Annotated in this window: 18 protein-coding genes; all 18 read left to right on the top strand. The window is 56.7% G+C overall.

Annotated elements, in window-relative coordinates; all coding sequences use genetic code 11:
- Window positions 1–23: 23 nt before the first annotated feature.
- Window positions 24–1,253 carry an MFS transporter gene (locus MHH78_RS30615; RefSeq protein WP_341169896.1) on the top strand — a complete coding sequence of 410 codons (1,230 nt, stop codon included), beginning with the start codon at window positions 24–26 and terminating at the stop codon, window positions 1,251–1,253.
- Between the two features lie 289 nt (window positions 1,254–1,542).
- A complete protein-coding gene (locus MHH78_RS30610) occupies window positions 1,543–2,142 on the top strand; it encodes a winged helix-turn-helix domain-containing protein (protein ID WP_076079586.1) in 600 nt (199 codons plus the stop codon).
- A gap of 174 nt (window positions 2,143–2,316) precedes the next feature.
- The gene (locus MHH78_RS30605; protein WP_076079587.1) at window positions 2,317–2,772 is read left to right on the top strand and encodes an SRPBCC family protein; all 456 of its coding nucleotides are present in this window, start codon (window positions 2,317–2,319) and stop codon (window positions 2,770–2,772) included.
- A gap of 8 nt (window positions 2,773–2,780) precedes the next feature.
- Window positions 2,781–4,103, top strand: coding sequence for a beta-ketoacyl-[acyl-carrier-protein] synthase family protein (locus MHH78_RS30600; protein ID WP_341169895.1), 1,323 nt, complete (start codon window positions 2,781–2,783; stop codon window positions 4,101–4,103).
- Window positions 4,100–5,347 carry a beta-ketoacyl-[acyl-carrier-protein] synthase family protein gene (locus MHH78_RS30595; protein WP_341169894.1) on the top strand — a complete coding sequence of 416 codons (1,248 nt, stop codon included), beginning with the start codon at window positions 4,100–4,102 and terminating at the stop codon, window positions 5,345–5,347. Before MHH78_RS30600 ends, MHH78_RS30595 begins: the two co-directional genes overlap by 4 nt.
- Before the next feature lie 60 nt (window positions 5,348–5,407).
- The gene (locus MHH78_RS30590; protein ID WP_036723283.1) at window positions 5,408–5,626 is read left to right on the top strand and encodes a phosphopantetheine-binding protein; all 219 of its coding nucleotides are present in this window, start codon (window positions 5,408–5,410) and stop codon (window positions 5,624–5,626) included.
- Window positions 5,627–5,640: 14 nt separating this feature from the next.
- On the top strand, window positions 5,641–6,003 hold the full coding sequence (gene acpS, locus MHH78_RS30585; protein ID WP_445668073.1) for a holo-ACP synthase: 363 nt from the start codon (window positions 5,641–5,643) through the stop codon (window positions 6,001–6,003).
- 20 nt (window positions 6,004–6,023) lie between these two features.
- A complete protein-coding gene (locus MHH78_RS30580) occupies window positions 6,024–7,223 on the top strand; it encodes an MFS transporter (protein ID WP_341169892.1) in 1,200 nt (399 codons plus the stop codon).
- A 10-nt stretch (window positions 7,224–7,233) separates the two neighbouring features.
- A complete protein-coding gene (locus tag MHH78_RS30575; protein ID WP_036723287.1) occupies window positions 7,234–7,614 on the top strand; it encodes a cupin domain-containing protein in 381 nt (126 codons plus the stop codon).
- A 50-nt stretch (window positions 7,615–7,664) separates the two neighbouring features.
- Window positions 7,665–8,630 (top strand): amidohydrolase family protein, encoded by a 966-nt coding sequence (locus MHH78_RS30570; protein ID WP_340943561.1) that lies wholly within the window; start codon window positions 7,665–7,667, stop codon window positions 8,628–8,630.
- Window positions 8,631–8,639: 9 nt separating this feature from the next.
- Window positions 8,640–9,401: a cyclase family protein gene (locus MHH78_RS30565; protein ID WP_341169891.1), complete on the top strand. Its 762-nt coding sequence runs from the start codon at window positions 8,640–8,642 to the stop codon at window positions 9,399–9,401.
- Window positions 9,402–9,454: 53 nt separating this feature from the next.
- Window positions 9,455–9,763 carry a TIGR04076 family protein gene (locus MHH78_RS30560; protein ID WP_341169890.1) on the top strand — a complete coding sequence of 103 codons (309 nt, stop codon included), beginning with the start codon at window positions 9,455–9,457 and terminating at the stop codon, window positions 9,761–9,763.
- A gap of 16 nt (window positions 9,764–9,779) precedes the next feature.
- Window positions 9,780–11,147 (top strand): radical SAM family heme chaperone HemW, encoded by a 1,368-nt coding sequence (gene hemW / locus MHH78_RS30555; RefSeq protein WP_341169889.1) that lies wholly within the window; start codon window positions 9,780–9,782, stop codon window positions 11,145–11,147.
- Window positions 11,148–11,161: 14 nt separating this feature from the next.
- A complete protein-coding gene (locus tag MHH78_RS30550; RefSeq protein WP_341169888.1) occupies window positions 11,162–11,479 on the top strand; it encodes a carboxymuconolactone decarboxylase family protein in 318 nt (105 codons plus the stop codon).
- Window positions 11,469–12,851, top strand: a complete 1,383-nt coding sequence (hemW, locus tag MHH78_RS30545; RefSeq protein WP_341169887.1) for a radical SAM family heme chaperone HemW — start codon at window positions 11,469–11,471, stop codon at window positions 12,849–12,851. The genes MHH78_RS30550 and hemW (MHH78_RS30545) overlap by 11 nt, the downstream gene beginning before the upstream one ends.
- Entirely contained in the window at window positions 12,848–14,287 is a 1,440-nt protein-coding gene (locus MHH78_RS30540; RefSeq protein ID WP_341169886.1) for a U32 family peptidase, read from the top strand. The genes hemW (MHH78_RS30545) and MHH78_RS30540 overlap by 4 nt, the downstream gene beginning before the upstream one ends.
- Window positions 14,284–15,480 carry a flavodoxin family protein gene (locus tag MHH78_RS30535; protein ID WP_341169885.1) on the top strand — a complete coding sequence of 399 codons (1,197 nt, stop codon included), beginning with the start codon at window positions 14,284–14,286 and terminating at the stop codon, window positions 15,478–15,480. Before MHH78_RS30540 ends, MHH78_RS30535 begins: the two co-directional genes overlap by 4 nt.
- Before the next feature lie 39 nt (window positions 15,481–15,519).
- Complete coding sequence (locus MHH78_RS30530) at window positions 15,520–16,278, top strand: alpha/beta fold hydrolase (protein WP_076079600.1); 759 nt, start codon at window positions 15,520–15,522, stop codon at window positions 16,276–16,278.

Here is a 16,278-nt window from a genome sequence, read left to right as displayed (position 1 = left end):
TTATCGAAAAAGGAGGTAATACGATGAAAGAATTGTTGCGAAATCGGGTATTTCTGCTGGTGATGGCCTCGGATGTGCTGCAGCAGGTGGGGATTTGGGTGCGAAATATGGCTTTGCTCTATTATGTGGTGCAGCAGACGCAGGGTGACCCGGTGGCAGTGTCCTTGCTTACGGTGGTGGAATACGCGCCGATTTTCTTATTTTCCCTGGTGGGCGGTGTGCTGGCTGACCGCTGGCGCCCCAAGCGCACCATGATCTGGGGCGATGTTCTAAGCTTTCTCTCCATTGTGCCAATTTTATTTGTGGTGGCATGGGGATACTGGCAGGCGGTTTTTATTGTGACGATGATCTCCGCGATTGTGTCGCAGTTCTCCCAGCCATCCTCGGCCAAATTGCTTAAAACCCATGTTCCTGAACAAGAGTTGACGGCTGCCATGGCGATGACCCAGATGGTCAGCTCGCTGTTTATCATTCTGGGCCCCATCCTCGGCACCTTTGTTTACTACACCTTCGGAGTTATGGTTTCCTTGAGCAGCCTGCTGGTAATCTTTGCGCTTTCCGCTTGTTTTTTGCTCTTCCTGCCGGATTCACCGCGCTCCATGGAAAGGTTGTCAGTGCAGGCTGTGGTCAACGATTTACGCGGAGGACTGCTCTACCTGTTGGAACATGCCAACTTGAAGGTGTTGATGGTGATGTTTGGCGTCCTTGCTCTGGGAGCCGGTCTGACCGCTCCGCTTGACATCTTTCTGGTTACGGAGCGGCTGGGATTGGCAGAAGCAGACTTGCAGTGGTTTACCGCCTTGTCCGGCTTGGGCCTCCTGATCGGGGCAATAATCGCCGCCAGCCTGTCCGGTCGCCTTAAGGGCAAAGGGGTGGTCTTCGCCGGTTTGATTTTGCTCGGGGCGGGGACGATGATTGAAGTATGGTCGGTCTGGCCCATTCTAACAGGCGGGATGCGGCTGATTACCGGTCTGTTCCTGGCTTTGACGCAGACTGTAATTGGCACGTATATGCTGACTTTGGTTCGAGCTGAATATATCGGACGGATTAATGGCCTCATCACTCCAATTTTTACCGGGTGCACGCTGATCGGGACAGGACTTTCTGGTATGCTGGTGGCGCAAAGCTCGCTTATCTTTGTCTATATGCTATCCGGTTTGATTTTGATGCTGGCGGCCTTGGTAGCGCTTCGTCTACGCTTCGACTACCCTGTATCTAAGCAGGCAGAGGGGGTAGAAACAGCGGGGAAGTAATGCAGGTAGAGGGTTGTCCGTAAAACAGAGGACCGTAGCGAAAATGCGCGGCCCTTTTTTGTTCATTTTTCAAGCAAGAAGCTATGATATTTTTCCTTTTATATCCCAAAAAATACTATATTATAGAAAATGTAATCTTGGGAAACCAAGCTTGTTTGAGAAGAATGGGATTGGAGAGAAGTTCATGCGTGTTGCGCTGGTGTGTTGTGCAGATTCCACAGAGCCTTGTGAGGATTGCAGGTTTAAAATTGTTCATTCTTTTTTTGCACAGGAGTACGGTTGTAAGGTATTGCATTTCAAGGAGCTTGAGGCGCTGGTCGATATTGTGAAGGAAGGCCTACAGCTGGATGGTGTTGTGATCAGCACCCCTGACTTCAACCCGGGCTTCATTCACACGATGCAGTACCTGCAACAGATGCTTACGCTGAGAATATTCTTCATTGTAGAGGAGATCAGCGCGCAGGGTACCCCTGTCCCTTTTCCTTCCAATCATATGTACATCAGCGGCTTCGAGCGCAACGGCTTCCAGGAGGAATTGTTCAGCCGGTTGCGCTGCTGGTTCGACGAAGGACTGGCCCCTCACACACACCACACCAGACAAATCAAGGATATCGCCCTTCATCTGCACTCCAAATCCCTGAAGGTCGGAGAATTCGTCATTGAGCTTACCTGTAAAGAGTTCGAACTCCTGGAGCTGCTGCTGGAATGCCAAGGCCAGTACATCCCTACCGAGCAGATTCTGCACCAGTTATGGGACAGGTATACTTCCCCTGAGATTGTAAGGCAGTACGTATACAAGCTGAGGCACAAAATCGAGATCATCTCCGGAAGAAGCGACATTATCCTGTTTCGCCGGGGAATCGGATATTCGGTGAATCCATTGATCTGACAGAGTTCTGTCAGGTCTTTTTTTTGTGCCCGGGAAACACATAGATTCTACTCTTCCGTAAACTCCCATAAATCAACAATAACTGTAAATTAACGCAAGTTTAACAGCCGGGTTATGTCCCCTTTCGGGCGTAGGCGTTACGATGTCATTAATACGAATGGGGAGGCAGATGGAGTGGCAACGATTCAGAACAGTATCTGGATTCACGCAGACCGGATCACCGTATTTGAGCGGACGAATGATATTGCGCACTGGACAGATTTATTCACGGAATACAAGGAGACGCGGGTGCTGGAGCAGGGGGACGCCTACATCCGGTTTGAGCTGACGACACATCCCGAGGGGAACCGGCCTTCGCGCACGTGGGAATCTGAACGCTGGTTGGACCGGCCGAACTTCCGGATTACGGCCAGACGTCTGGCGCCGCTGCTGCCGTTCAAGCATATGAATCTCGAATGGCTCTATGAGGAGCAGGACGAAGGGACGTATATGACCTGGATTCAGGAATTCGAGGTAGATCCGGCAAGCGGGCTGACCGGGGAGCAGGTGGAAGCGCATCTGAACCGCACGACCAAGGAGCAGATGACGGCGATCAAGCACAATATCGAGAAGCAAACGGTTCGGAGCTGAGGGCTTATATGGAGAATGTGACAAAAAAAAGAGTCGTGATCACTGGCATGGGGCTGCTTACCCCGCTGGGGAATACGCTGGAGCAGTTCTGGAGGAACAGCCTGCAGGGCAAGGTGGGATATGACCGCTTGCAGGGCTATGAGCATATGGCGTTGAAAAGCCGCGTTACCGGCACAATACCGCAGTTCGAGCATTTGGGCCGGACGGCCGATGAAGGGCAGCGGGCAGGTATGGGGCGGCCGGGTATTCTGGCGGTCAACGCCGCGATAAGGGCGGTTGCCGATGCGGGGCTTGCGTTCACGAAGGAGCTGCGGGAGCGTTCCGGGGTCTGCATCGCCAATGCGATTGCCGACACCCCGTTCTCGGAGCAGACCTTCCTGCGGATGACGGAGGGCGGGCAGGGGCCGATTGGTCATGGACTCTGTCAGGAGGATTTGTACCGCAAAGGCATGTTCTCTTATATTGCCTTCGAAGTGGCGCATGAGTTCGGGCTTCAGGGAGAGGCACTGGTCATGTCCACAGGCTGCACGGGCGGCATTGATGCTGTCGGATATGGCTATGAGTCGATTACAGCCGGGGAACATGACGTCATGATCTGCGGCGCAGCGGAAGCACCGGTCAGCTCCATGACCATATCCTCCTTCGATGCCATCGGTGCGTTGACCTCCAGGTTCAACGATGATCCGCAGCGGGCTTCGAGACCTTTTGAGAAGAACCGCAGCGGCTTCGTTCTCAGCGAGGGCTGTGCTGTTGTGGTGCTGGAGGAGCTGGAGCATGCGCTCCGGCGGCTGGCGCCGATCTATGGCGAGGTGAGCGGATTCGCCAGTACGAATAACGCTTTTCATATGACCGATCTGCCACAGGATGGGGATGCGCTCAGTCTGACGATGAACGAGGCGCTGGGCAACGCAGGCCTGACAGCGGAGGACATTCAATATATCAACGCACATGGAAGCTCGACTCCGCAGAATGATGCTTTTGAGACCGCCGCTTATAAAAGAACGTTCGGAGAGCTCGCCTACTCCATCCCGATCAGCTCCACGAAATCCATGGTAGGCCATCCGCTCTCGGCAGCGAGCGCCATTGAAATTGTGCATTGCCTGCTGGCCTTGAACGAGGGCTATATCCCGCCAACCGCCAACCTGGACGAGCCGGACCCGGCCTGTGATTTGAATTATGTGCCGAAAGAGGCGATCCAGCGCGACCTGTACCATATTCTGACCAATGCCAGCGGATTCTCCGGGATTCACTCCGCGATGATTCTGGCCGCGAACGAATACAGCAATCGGGCAGGCAAGCTTCAGACTGAACAATGGATGTGCAGCCTATGAAGAATACAGTATTCGTAACCGGAGTAGGGATGGTGGGGCCGTGCGGGAATAGTGCCGGGGCCTTCTGGGAGGGCCTCCTGAGCGGCCGTAATTATATGACTCCGCTCCAGCTTGAGGGTACGACTGGTACCGCGCCCCCCTTCGCTGGACAAGTCAGCGGGATGGAGCCGGAGCAAGTCATCTCGAAGCGTCTGCTCAAGAAATGCTCCCGCTTCTCTGTCATGTCGATCCTGGCTGCGAAGGATGCCATGGATGATGCGCACTGGGAGCTTGATCAGATGAGCCGCGAGCGGATCGGGATCTTCGTCGGCAACAACTCGGGGGGCTGGGAGAGTGCGCGGAACGGTCTGCGTGTCCTGCATACCGAAGGGGCGCCCTTCATTGACCCGAATCTGGCGAGCAACTGGTTCCCGGCGGCGGCACAAGGGCATATGTCCCTGGCCTTCGACATCAAGGGCTACAGCAAGACGGTGATCGCCGACCGGAGCAGCGGGCTGCTCGCCATTGCGTATGCGGCCAGAGCCATCCGCAGCGGGATCATCGATGCGGCGATTGTGGGCGGAGCCGAGACGCCGCTCGATCCGTGGGCGCTGTCCTTCTATAACACGGAGGGGCTGCTGAATCTGAGTGCGGACCGCCCGCAGACGGCATACCGGCCGTTCGTGGAGGGACGCAGCGGGCTGGCCCTGGCTGAAGGAGCCGCGTTCCTCTGCCTGGAATCAGAGCGCAGCCTTCAGAAGCGCGAGGCGTCCCGCCGGGTGCGGGCGAGCATCCAGGGCTTCGGCTTCACGAATGACGGCCAGGCTGCCGCTCCGCCTGAGGAGAGTATAGCGCAGTGTGCCAGGGCGATCCGGCTGGCGATCGGGCATTCGGAGACGCAGCCGGAGCGGATCGGCTATCTGTCGCTGGATGGGGCCGCCTCCGCCCGCGAAGACGGAATTGAATGCTCGGCCATTCAGGAGGTGTTCGGCAGTAGTACAGAAGCCAAGTGGGCGGGCTGCCCCAAGACCGTCTTCGGCAACACGATTGGAGCGGCAGGGGCGTTCGATGTCGCACTGAGCGTGCTGGCTATGAATCACGGGGAGCTGCCCGGCCTTCCGTATCTGGCAGAATCGGTTCAGGACAATGGCTTGAACTTCGTGCCGGGGATCAGCCGCCGGACTGCTGTGGAGTCTTCGCTGATTCTGTCCAGAGGGAGGGGGGGTGTCTCTTCGGCACTGGTTGTGAACAAGGAAGAGCTGTGAACCGTGAATTGTAAAGCAAGATGCGTAAGGCCCATTAACTCTAAAGGAAGGGTGTATCTAATGGTATTCGAGAAGGTAAAAGCAATCATTGAGGATATTGGCATTGAGGATGAGATTATCGAATCATCGCGGCTCTATGACGATTTGGCCCTGGATTCAACAGAGCTGGCGCTGGTCTCTACAGCACTTGCGAAGGCGTTTGGCATCTTCATTGAGAGTAGGGTGCTTAAGACTTATTCTGTAGCCCAAGTGATCGAAGCCGTTGCCTTGAAGGCATGATCAGAGGGATCGGCATGGATCTGGTCAGTATCAGCTTCGTGGAGCTGATGCTGGCCAAGTGCGGTGAACTCTTCATCCAGCAGTACTATTCAATGGAAGAGAGGGAGCTGTTCGCTTGTAAAAAAAGACATGCCGAACACTTCCTTGCCGGCAGATTCGCCGCCAAAGAAGCGCTGCTGAAGGCCATCGGCACCGGAATGAACTGTGAGCTGGACTGGAATGAGCTGGAGTTCCTTAACCATCCCAGCGGCCAGCCCTATCTGGTCCGCAGCCGAAGACTGGAGTCTTATATACAGCAGCAGGAGAGCATCCACGTAAGCATTAGTCATCACGGTGATTATGCTGCTGCATTCATCATTATTGAGAGCAGTCAATGACTGTGAGGAGGACGAATCACATGAGCAACAACAAAATATTCACACTTTTGGCCATCAACATTCTACTCGTATTTTCAATTATGGTCAGCATCTTCCCGATCGCACCCCTGATCAGCAGTGATCTCGGCATGACCTCCGGTGAGATTGGAACCATAGCGGGCATTGCCTCGCTGGTGATGACCTTTCTGTCCATTCCGTCCGGCGTGTTCGCAGACCGGTACGGGCGGAAGAAGATTATTATCGCCTCCATGGCATTATCGGCAGTGGCTGTATTTATGGTGGCTGCATCCCACGGAGTGCTGCTGTTCACGGCTGGATGGCTGCTGTTCGGCTTCGCCAGAGGGTTCGTGTCTACGCCGATCTTCGCGGTGGTGATGGATGTGTGCAAGCCCGAGGAACGGGGCAGAGCGATGGGTATTGTGTCCGGGGCGATTGGCGCCGGGTCGGTGCTGGGGTATGTGGTGAGCGGGCTGCTGAGCAATTATTTCGGCTGGCATACTTCCTTCGCGGTGCTGGCTTCTCTGCTGCTGCTGTCCACGCTGGTTACCACACTGCTGCTGCGGGAGACCGGAGTCAAGAATACAAGCCGGAGCATTGGGCAAGCCTTCAAAAGCTCCTTCAAATGGCTGGGCGTCCGCGAAATCCTGCTGGCGGGCATTGTCGGAACCCTGTGCTTCATGGTGGGGGTCTTCACCACCTTCCTGGTGCCGTTCGCGGCTAAGGAACAGGATATCTCACTGGTGCTACTCAGTCTGCTCTTCATTCCGTATGAAGCAGTAGCCTCGTTCGGAGCAGTCTTCGTTGGCTGGATCTCAGACAAGGTAGGCAGACATGCACCGCTGATCTGGGCCCAGTCGATCTGTGTAGGAGCGCTTGTGCTGCTGTATGCACTTGACTTCAATCCTTGGCTGCTAACCTTCGGATATGCCCTGATTGGACTTACGGAAGGGCCAATTATTACCCTGGTTAACACGATTATTACGGATAAGGTGATCAAGATTAATCCGATGGAGATGGGCGCGGCTTTAGGAACCTTCCGGACCCTTCAGGGAGTCGGGATTGCGCTGGGGTCCACGCTTGGCGGATTCTTCTACAGCCGGATCGGAACGCATCCCAGCTATCTGGTGGCCGCCGGGCTGATGGTGCTGACGCTGCTGATCTCACTGAGCCTTGGCAAGAAGGAAAAAGCTGGCGTCACCGAATATAAATCTGCGGGATAAGGGGTGCAGTATGAACCAGGTCTACACGAAAACAGTGGTCCATATGGATGAAGTGCCGGTGGTTCATTCCAGAGGAGGACAGATGCGCGTGCTGGCGAGTCCGGCGACAGTCGGGTCCACCCAGCTGATCATGGGCCATGTCCTGCTCCAGCCGGGAGAAGAGATTAAGGAGCATCTCCATGATTACGGCGAAGAGAATGTCTATGTCGTCCGGGGACGGGGAACGGCGTTCATCGAGGATATTCCGCATGCCATCCGGGAGAATAGCCTGTTCATTGCGCGGAGGGGTGAGCGGCACCGGGTAGTCAATGAGGGTCCGGGCGAGCTGGAGCTGGTCTTCGCTACAGCGCCGCTGGCCCCGAGGCCAGAGATTGGGCACAGAGAGGTCTGACCTCCCTTCTAGGCAATACCAATTCTAAGCAAAGTGGTGAGAAGACAAACGTGAAGAGTGAGCTTGTGATTGTAGATACCCATGCCCATTTCGCCGTCAAGGAGAATAAGAGCCGGGAGCTTAGTCTGGCCGCGGCCGGGACCATCCCGGATTACAAGAAGCAGAAGGGCTTCGATGACCTGCAATATTTGAAGAAAATGGTGGGCGCTGACGGAAACGGCTTCGTGGACGAGAACAATATGCTGGAGGATTACCTCGCCTGTATGGACGAGAACCAGATTGCCATGAGCTGGGTCCATCAGCTGAGCTTCGAAGATGTCTACGGCTATGAGGTGCTGTCCAATGAGAAAATCGCCGAGGCGGTCCGCGCCCACCCCGACAAGCTGCGCGGCTTCGCCAGCGTCAATCCCTATAAGGGGAAGGAAGCGCTGGCGGAGCTGGATTATGCCATTAAGACGCTGGGCATGCAGGGCTTCAAGCTGAACCCCAATGATTACGGCGGCTTCGTCCTGAATGACCGGGATTTGCTGTATCCGCTGTATGAGCGGTGCAGCGAGCTGGGCGTTCCGGTCAGCGTGCATACCGGGATTACGCCGGGCAGTATTTTTCGGATGAAGCATAATTACCCGATTCTGCTCGATGATGTGGCTGTGGATTTTCCCGACCTGACCCTGATTGTTGAGCATATGGGCCATCCCTGGAATGACCTGTGCTATTACATGGTCGGCCGACACGACAATATGTATGTGACGATCACGGCGGTAGCCAATATTCTGATTCACAATAACCCGAAGGTATTCCGGATGGAGCTGGCCAAGATGATCTCGGTCTGCGGCAGCCACAAGATCCTCTGGGGCTCGGACTGGACGGTTACCCCGAACATCGCCGAGGTGCTGAATTACATGCAAAAGGTAGTGATCCCGCTGCCCATGAAGCTGATGATGGGGGTGAAGGAGATCAAGCGGGAGGATGTCCAGAACATCCTGGGACGCAACGCACTCAGAATTATGAAGTAGGTGAGAACTTTGGCAGTTCAGTTCATTGATTTAAGCGTGCCGATGGAGCAGAATCCGGGCGAGCTGGCCCCGTACGGGTTCGAGCAGACCGGCCATCAGGAGGGGGCGGACCGCTTCGCCCGCCAATTCGACGGGAGCCGGAAGGACTTTCCGGGCGAAGAGTTCCTGAACATGGAGATGATCACCGCGTCCACCCATACCGGAACCCATTTCGATGCCCCCCTGCACTTCGGCTCCAGGAGTGAGGGAGAGCCGGCAGCATCCATTGACGAGGTGCCGCTGGAGTGGTGCTTCGGCGACGGGGTGGTACTGGATTTCACCCATATCCAGGCGGGTGAGGCTATTGAGAAGCGGGATATTGAGCAGGCGCTTGAGCGGATCGGTTACCAGCTGAAGCCGCTGGATATTGTACTGATCCGGACAGGTGCGGACCGGCACTGGGGAACCCCCCGGTATCTTACGGATTACCCGGGCATGAGCAAGGAGGCTACGGCGTTCCTGACCGGCCAAGGTATCAGACTGATGGGCATCGACAGCTACGGGTTCGACCGTCCGTTCAAGCATATGATCAGCGATTATAAGCGGACCGGGGATAACGCCTATCTGTTCCCCGCTCACTTCTGGGGCAGAGAACAGACGTATTGCCACATGGAGCGCCTGGCGAATCTGGAGCAGATTCCGGTACCGTACGGGTTCAAGGTGGCTTGCTTTCCGATCAAGATCAGGCAGGCCGGTGCGGCCTGGGTACGGGCAGTAGCGATTATCGAGTAGCGCATTTCAGTGCAAGTGAAACGAATCACATATTAGATGAGGAGGAATTAGGGATGAATTATGAATTTGAACTCAAGGTAACAGGCGTTAAAGGGCATTGCCGGGCAGGGCATAAGGAAGGGGATGTCATGAAGGTCTCCCCGCTGAACGCAGGCAATCTCTGCGGAACGGCCTTTCATGCGGTCTTCCCGATGCTGCTGGCGCTGAACATGGATGCCAAGCTGCCGTGGGACCCTGAGGGCAATATTGTACACTCGGCTTGCCCGGATATGCGCAACCAGATGACTATGGAAATCCGCCGCATCCCGGTGGAGCCGTCCGGAGATTCTCCATATGCAGGCCGGATGCTGCAATCCAAATGAAGGGAGACCGCTCCATATGAATAATGCGAAGCTATACGTTGAAATGTTCAAGGAGAGAGATTCGATCTGCGTCTCGCATTATCCGGTGCCTGTCTCACAGCACACAGAGCCTGAGGTCCGGTCGCTGATGGAGCTGGATCAGGTGAATACCAAGGATACGCCGGTAGCGCTGTATCTGCATATTCCCTTTTGCGATGCGACCTGCTCGTTCTGCCCGTTCAACCGCTATCTGAAGCGGCAGGATCAGGTGGACCGCTACCTGGCCGCTGTCCGGCAGGAGATGGACAGCTATGCGGCTACGCCGTTTGGCAGCAGTATTACGGTCTCCTCCATTAATCTGGGCGGCGGGACACCCTCCTGCCTGTCCTCAGAGGAGCTGACCGGACTCCTGCAATACATGAAGCAGTCCTTCCGCGTGGAAGAGGAGGCCATGATCTTCATCGAAGGCAACCCCCGGAATTTCACGGCAGACAAGCTGGAGACCTTGGCTTTGCAGGGATTGAACCGGATCAGCGTGGGCGTGCAGACCTTCCAGGAGGAGCTTGCCGAGGTACTGGGACTGTATCACAGTGTCGAGGATTCGTTCGCATTAGTGAAGAATGCGCGTAACAGCGGTATTGAGAATGTCGGCATTGATCTGATGTACAATCTGCCGGGTCAGACGCTAGATCAATGGCGGGCGGATATTCTCACCTCCATCGAGCAGGAGATTGACCATATCTGTGTGATTTCCTTCTGTGTGGTGCCGCATACGCAGATTGCTTCGCGTATAGCGGAAGGGAAGATTCCGGGGATCGGGGATGTCTACCGGGAGATCGAGCTGTATACCATCGCTAAGGAGATGCTGCTGGAAGCCGGGTATGAGCAGTACAGCGTCATTGATTTCGCCAAGCCGGGCAAGACGGACCGGCACGCCACCCTGTACTTCTCGGAGCAGGCGCATATGATCGGGATCGGCGCAGCTGCTTTTGGCATCATTAACGGCTACATGTATATCAACAGCGGCAATCTGAATGAATATATGACCCGCGTGCAGGATGGGCTGCTGCCGGTCAATTGCGGGGAGAAGGCCGACGAGCGGGAACTGGCGCACGGGGCCATGGCCAAGGGGCTGCGGATGCTGTCCGTGAACCGTGCCGGGTTCGTGAAGATGTTCGGGCAAGAGCCGGAGGAGCTGTTCCCGGAGACGATCGAACGTCTGGTGCAGGATGGGCTGCTGATTCAGGATGCGGAAGGGATTCGGCTGACTGAGGACGGCATTATATGGGGCAACAATGTGAGCAAGCAATTTTTCTCCGCGAAATATGCGGATTACGGGCTGCAGCACCGGATGAAGCTGGCTAAGGGACGCCCGGTGCAATCGGTACAATCGGTTCAATCATAAGGAGGGTATAGCTGATGAGCGATATGTTGATGAGAGTTAATCCGCAGGTGGGGAACGCTTTTGATAGCATGTGCAAGTCGATTGAGGATACGGGGACGCTTGAGCCTAAGGTGCGGGAATTGATCCGGCTGGCTTGCGTAGTTACAGACCGTTCTACCTACGGCATCCGGCTGCATGCGCTGAAGGCTTATGAGCTGGGTGCGAGCGCGGAGGAAGTGACAGAGACCGTGATGAATTGTCTGCCGGTGGCAGGGATTGAGGCTGTCTCCTCCGGTCTCGCTGCGGCATTGTCGGCTGTGGAAGCCAAGCGGGGTGTTCATCATGCCAGTTAAGACCACAACCAACGAATCCTTCTACAACGTCTATCCCCATAGAGATCCAATCTGTGTGTCCCACTATCCCAATCCTGTGACCGAGGTTACCCCGGCTGATATTTACGGAACAATGGGCCTTGGTGACCAGCCACCGGCGCATAATGTCGGCGCAGTCTATGTCCATGTTCCCTTCTGCGCCTCGGTCTGCATCTTCTGCCCCTTCAACAAGATGGCCTATCAGGAAAAGCAGGTGGAGCAGTACATGGAGGCCGTCAAAGCCGAAATCGGCATCTATGCCTCTTCCCCGTACGGTTCGCAGTCCACGATCAGCGCGGTGACGTTCGGGGGAGGGACGCCTTCGGCTCTGTCGGCTGAACGGATGGTGGAGATGCTGAAGAGTGTCCAGGCGAATTACCGGGTGACACCGGATGCGCAGATCTCATTCGAGGGCAGTCCGGCAACCTTGACGCTGGAGAAAATGCAGGCCATCCGCGCCCAGGGGGCGAACCGGATCAGCATCGGCATCCAGACCTTCAATGACAAGATGGGGCATCATCTGCGGATGAGCCATGATTCCCGGCGGGCCTTCGAGGTGCTGGAGGAAGCGAAGGAGGCGGGCTTCGAGAACATCGGAATTGATCTGATGTATAACCTGCCTGAGCAGACCATGGAGGAGTGGCTGGAGGATGTGCGAACAGCGGTGCGGCTCGGCATCGACCATATCACGGTCTTCTCTCTGTGTGTAGTACCCTTCACGGCACTGTTCAAAATGATCAAGGAAGGCAAGATTCCGCCAACCGGCAGTGTCGAGCTGGAAGTGGATATGTACCTGGAAGCCAAGCGGCTGCTGCAGGAAGAGGGTTATGTCCAGTACAGCGTGTGGGATTTCGCCAAGCCGGGCTTCGAGGACCGGCATGTCCTCTTGTACTATACCCAGCAGAAGGATCTGTTCGCGCACGGCCCGGCCGCCTTCGGTTATGTCAACAAGCTGATGTATATCAACCAGGGGGATATTCAGGAGTACAGCGACCGGCTCCAGCAGCAGCTCCTGTCCGTCTTCATCGCCAGCCAGGCGGATGATCTGGAAGCGATGCACGGGATGATGGCCAAGGGCCTGCGGATGCTGTCCGTGAAGCGGAAGGATTTCACCGGCATGTTCGGATTCCAGCCGGAGGAGGTCTTCGGTACGACGATCGATGAGCTGGTAGCCAAAGGCCTGCTGGAAACGGATGAGCATGAGATCCGCCTGTCCGCGAGAGGTATTGTCTGGGGCAACAACGTCTGCAAGGAATTCTTCTCGGAAGCGAACCAGCAGACCTTCGAGAGCCGTGTGAAGCTGGCACGCGGACAAAAGCCGGCTGAGGCTGCCGGAGAGGAGCTGAAGGGATGAAGCTGTCTGTCGGCACGAACTTTGATGACCGGTTGCCCATCCTGCTGAAGGATTCGCATGTGGATGTTTTCTATGGCAAGCTGTCCTCTGATCTGGTGGGCGGCGGAAGACCAACCTTTGCACTGCCAACCATAGACCGGGCGAGGGTGGAGGAGCATGTGAAGCTGCTGCATGCCTACGGGTTCAAGTTCAATTATCTGCTGAACGCTACCTGCCTGGATAACCTGGAGACCACGAAGGATTTCCATTACCGCCTGCGCGAGCTGCTGGAATGGATCGGCACGCTGCAGCCGGAATATGTGACGGTATCGCTCCCGATGCTGATTGATATGGTGCGTACCGCGCTGCCGGATGTGAAGATCAGCCTGTCTACCTTTGCCAATGTGAATACGCTCAGACAGGCCCGGTATTTCGAGGAAAAGGGCGTCAGTGAGATTACCCTGCCCGAGAGCCGGAACCGTGACTTCGCTTTCCTGGAGAGCCTGAGCAAGAATACCCGCCTCGACTATCAGCTCATTGCGACTAATGACTGTATGCTGGATTGCCCGATGCGCCAGAATCATGCGAACTTTCAGAGCCATGCCTCGCAGTGTAACCATGTGACGGACGGCTTCGCGCTGGATTACTATATGCTGCGCTGTACGGAGCGTAAGCTCCAGCACCCGGAGGAGCTGCTGAAGTCGCAGTGGATTCGCCCGGAGGACATGTATATCTATGAAGAGCTGGGCTACCACAAGTTCAAGCTGACCGAGCGGATGAAGACCACGGAGAAGATTGCCGCGACTGCGCAGTCCTACTCCGAGCGGAAGTATGAGGGGAACCTGCTTAGCCTGCTTAATTCGCGGATGGCCGAGGCCGATTTCGAAATGCCGAACTTCTCGAAGAACATCAAGGAGGATTTCGCACCGTCCGACAAAATGAGACAGGTCTACCGCCTGCTGTTCAGCTTCCAGGCCAGTATCGACAACAAGAGTATGGAAGGCTTCCTGGAGGGCTTCCGCTCGAAGCGCTGCGACCGGATGGACTGTGACAAGTGCGGCTACTGTGCTGAATGGGCCAGCCGGACCGTGTCCATGGCAAAACCCGGGGATGAGGCACTGAAGGAATTCGAGCAGTTGTTCACGGCGCTCGCATCGGGAAGCTTCTTCGAGTCAGCGGCCGGGGCGAAGGCGGTCTGGAGCGCGGAGGGCGAGAGTCTTCTGGGTGCGGTCATTGGGCGTAAGCCTGAGTTCATCCGCGATATGGCCGGGCCTGAGATCCGGAAGAAGGCCGAGGAGCTGGCGGCTGCCCGGGGAAGTGCCCAGGTCTTACGGCAGGATGTCGCCAAGGCCAATGTACTGTGCACCCCGGCAGACTTCCGGATGTTCGCGCTTAGCGATCTGCGGGCGCTGGGCTTCGATACGGCTGAGCTGGACTTAGAGGAGGCAGCCGGATGAAGAAGATCATCGGGCTTGCCGGGTCCATGAAGAAGCATCACAGCTCCAGCGAATATCTGCTCTCCGTTGCGCTTGAAGCCGCAGCGGAGCAGGGGGTGCAGACGGAGCTGCTGCGGCTGAATGATTACAACATTCTGCCCTGTGACGGCTGCGGCAACTGCATGAACGGCAAGCACTGCCACCTGCTGAAGGACCCGGAGGATCAATTGACAGAGCTGTACGACAAGCTGAAGGAGGCGGACGGGTTCGTCTTCGCCTCCCCGGTCTATGCGCTTTCGCTTCCGGCCGTCTGGAAGAACTGGATCGACCGCTGCGAGCCGTGCAGCGACGAGGATCTGGACTTCGAGTACTACAATTATGACCGGGTAGCCGGAGTGAAGGGCAAAGCGTTCAAGGGCAAGGTCGCCGGACAGATTGTTGTCGCAGCGGGACCGGGGCATGAATGGGCGCTGGCCTCGCTGATGCCCTGCTTCACGGCGATCAAGCTGTCGATGATTGCCAGCGCGGGCATCAGCCTGATTGAATATGACGGCCAGCCGGGCATCCGCAAGCGCTCCTGGAGCAAGCCGATTGAAGAAGCAGAAGAGGCGAAGATGATGGCCCGGGCGGTCGGGATGCGGGTGGCCTCCTCCTTGGGCTTCTCTTACTTCGACCTTCCCGGGCAGTCGGGGGCAGGGCAAGGGCAGGGAAGCGGGGGGCAGGATGCTATGGAGCCGAGCCAGGACCCTATGGAGCCGAGCCAGGAACGCGGGGTGCAGGCTGAAGTCTGGTCTGCCTTCACTGTGCAGGACGTCCGGGATGAGGAGGTTACGCTCGGTGAACTGGCTTCGATTCAGCCGCGCATCTTCGTTATCGGCGATCAGCAGGCCAGCCTCCGCTGCGGGCCGCTGCTGGAACAGCTGGAGCAGCAGTTCGGCGGGAGCGCAGACTGTGCGCTGATTGCAAGAGTGGGGCAGCTGCCCCACTTCATCACGCATGAATTCGTGAAGGAGAAGACAAGCCAGACCGTTCCCGGTTTCACGCTCTACTATGACTGGGAGGATAAGCTGGCCTCACGCTGCACCCTGGCGCCTGGACAGCCGGCTATCCTGGTAGGCAGAAGCCCCGGGGAGTGGCGGTTGTTTGCAGTCGATGAAGCAGACGGCCGGGATATAGACCGGGTCGTGGACTATTTGGAGGAAGCTGTCGTATGAGCGGCCCGGCCGGGAAGTTCAAGGGAGGATACACACTATATGCTGAAGACTAAGGGGATACCTTTATTTTATAGCCGGCAGGGCGCCGGGGAGGCCGTGCTGTGTCTGCACGGCAACCGGGACTCTTCGCTCGTCTTCGGGGACCTGGCCCGGGCACTGGAGCCTCATTACCAGGTGCTCCGCGCGGACCTGCGCGGACACGGCCAATCGGAATACGCCGGTCCGGCCTTCACCCTGGAGGACATGGTTGATGATATTCTCAGGCTGCTAGATGAGCAGGGACTGAAGCAGGTCTCGATCATCGGGCATTCCCTGGGCAGCACGCTTGCACTGCTGCTATCCGCCCGTGAGCCGGACCGGGTGAAGAAGCTGGTGCTGATGGGGGCCGCCGCCACCTTCGCGGTTCCGTTCAAGCGGCCGGAGCACGGGGAAGAGATTACGCCGGAGGCTGTGCGGCAGACGAATGCGGCGGCGGTTCCGTATTTTTTCACCGAGGGCCATGAGGAGGTTCAGCATCAGATTCTGGAGGGCTGGTCCCGGTTGCCTGCCGCGACCCACCGTCTGATGATTCAGATCAAGCATCCCGATCTCCGGCCGATCCTTCAGGGCATCCGGCAGAGATCGCTGATTATTACCGGGGAGGCGGACCGGATTACGCCGCTGCACAAGGCCCTGGAGCTGAACCGGTATTTGCCGGACTCCCGGATGCATTCGGTTCCAGGCGCTGGACACTTTATGTTTCTTGAGGCGGGCGAGGACGTAGCTGCTGCCGCACTCACTTTTCTTAAGGGGGAGTGA

The organism is Paenibacillus sp. FSL H3-0333 (assembly GCF_038002805.1).
GTDB classification, from domain to species: domain Bacteria; phylum Bacillota; class Bacilli; order Paenibacillales; family Paenibacillaceae; genus Paenibacillus_AQ; species Paenibacillus_AQ silagei.
This window is presented reverse-complemented; position numbering and strand designations above follow the sequence as displayed.

Bases quoted from the DNA above. Each gene is read 5' to 3' on its own strand.
- MHH78_RS30615 (WP_341169896.1), top strand. From the start codon at position 24: ATGAAAGAATTGTTGCGAAATCGGGTATTTCTGCTGGTGATGGCCTCG.
- MHH78_RS30600 (WP_341169895.1), top strand. From the start codon at position 2,781: ATGGAGAATGTGACAAAAAAAAGAGTCGTGATCACTGGCATGGGGCTG.
- MHH78_RS30595 (WP_341169894.1), top strand. From the start codon at position 4,100: ATGAAGAATACAGTATTCGTAACCGGAGTAGGGATGGTGGGGCCGTGC.
- MHH78_RS30590 (WP_036723283.1), top strand. From the start codon at position 5,408: ATGGTATTCGAGAAGGTAAAAGCAATCATTGAGGATATTGGCATTGAG.
- acpS (WP_445668073.1), top strand. From the start codon at position 5,641: ATGGATCTGGTCAGTATCAGCTTCGTGGAGCTGATGCTGGCCAAGTGC.
- MHH78_RS30580 (WP_341169892.1), top strand. From the start codon at position 6,024: ATGAGCAACAACAAAATATTCACACTTTTGGCCATCAACATTCTACTC.
- MHH78_RS30575 (WP_036723287.1), top strand. From the start codon at position 7,234: ATGAACCAGGTCTACACGAAAACAGTGGTCCATATGGATGAAGTGCCG.
- MHH78_RS30560 (WP_341169890.1), top strand. From the start codon at position 9,455: ATGAATTATGAATTTGAACTCAAGGTAACAGGCGTTAAAGGGCATTGC.
- hemW (WP_341169889.1), top strand. From the start codon at position 9,780: ATGAATAATGCGAAGCTATACGTTGAAATGTTCAAGGAGAGAGATTCG.
- MHH78_RS30550 (WP_341169888.1), top strand. From the start codon at position 11,162: ATGAGCGATATGTTGATGAGAGTTAATCCGCAGGTGGGGAACGCTTTT.
- hemW (WP_341169887.1), top strand. From the start codon at position 11,469: ATGCCAGTTAAGACCACAACCAACGAATCCTTCTACAACGTCTATCCC.
- MHH78_RS30540 (WP_341169886.1), top strand. From the start codon at position 12,848: ATGAAGCTGTCTGTCGGCACGAACTTTGATGACCGGTTGCCCATCCTG.
- MHH78_RS30535 (WP_341169885.1), top strand. From the start codon at position 14,284: ATGAAGAAGATCATCGGGCTTGCCGGGTCCATGAAGAAGCATCACAGC.
- MHH78_RS30530 (WP_076079600.1), top strand. From the start codon at position 15,520: ATGCTGAAGACTAAGGGGATACCTTTATTTTATAGCCGGCAGGGCGCC.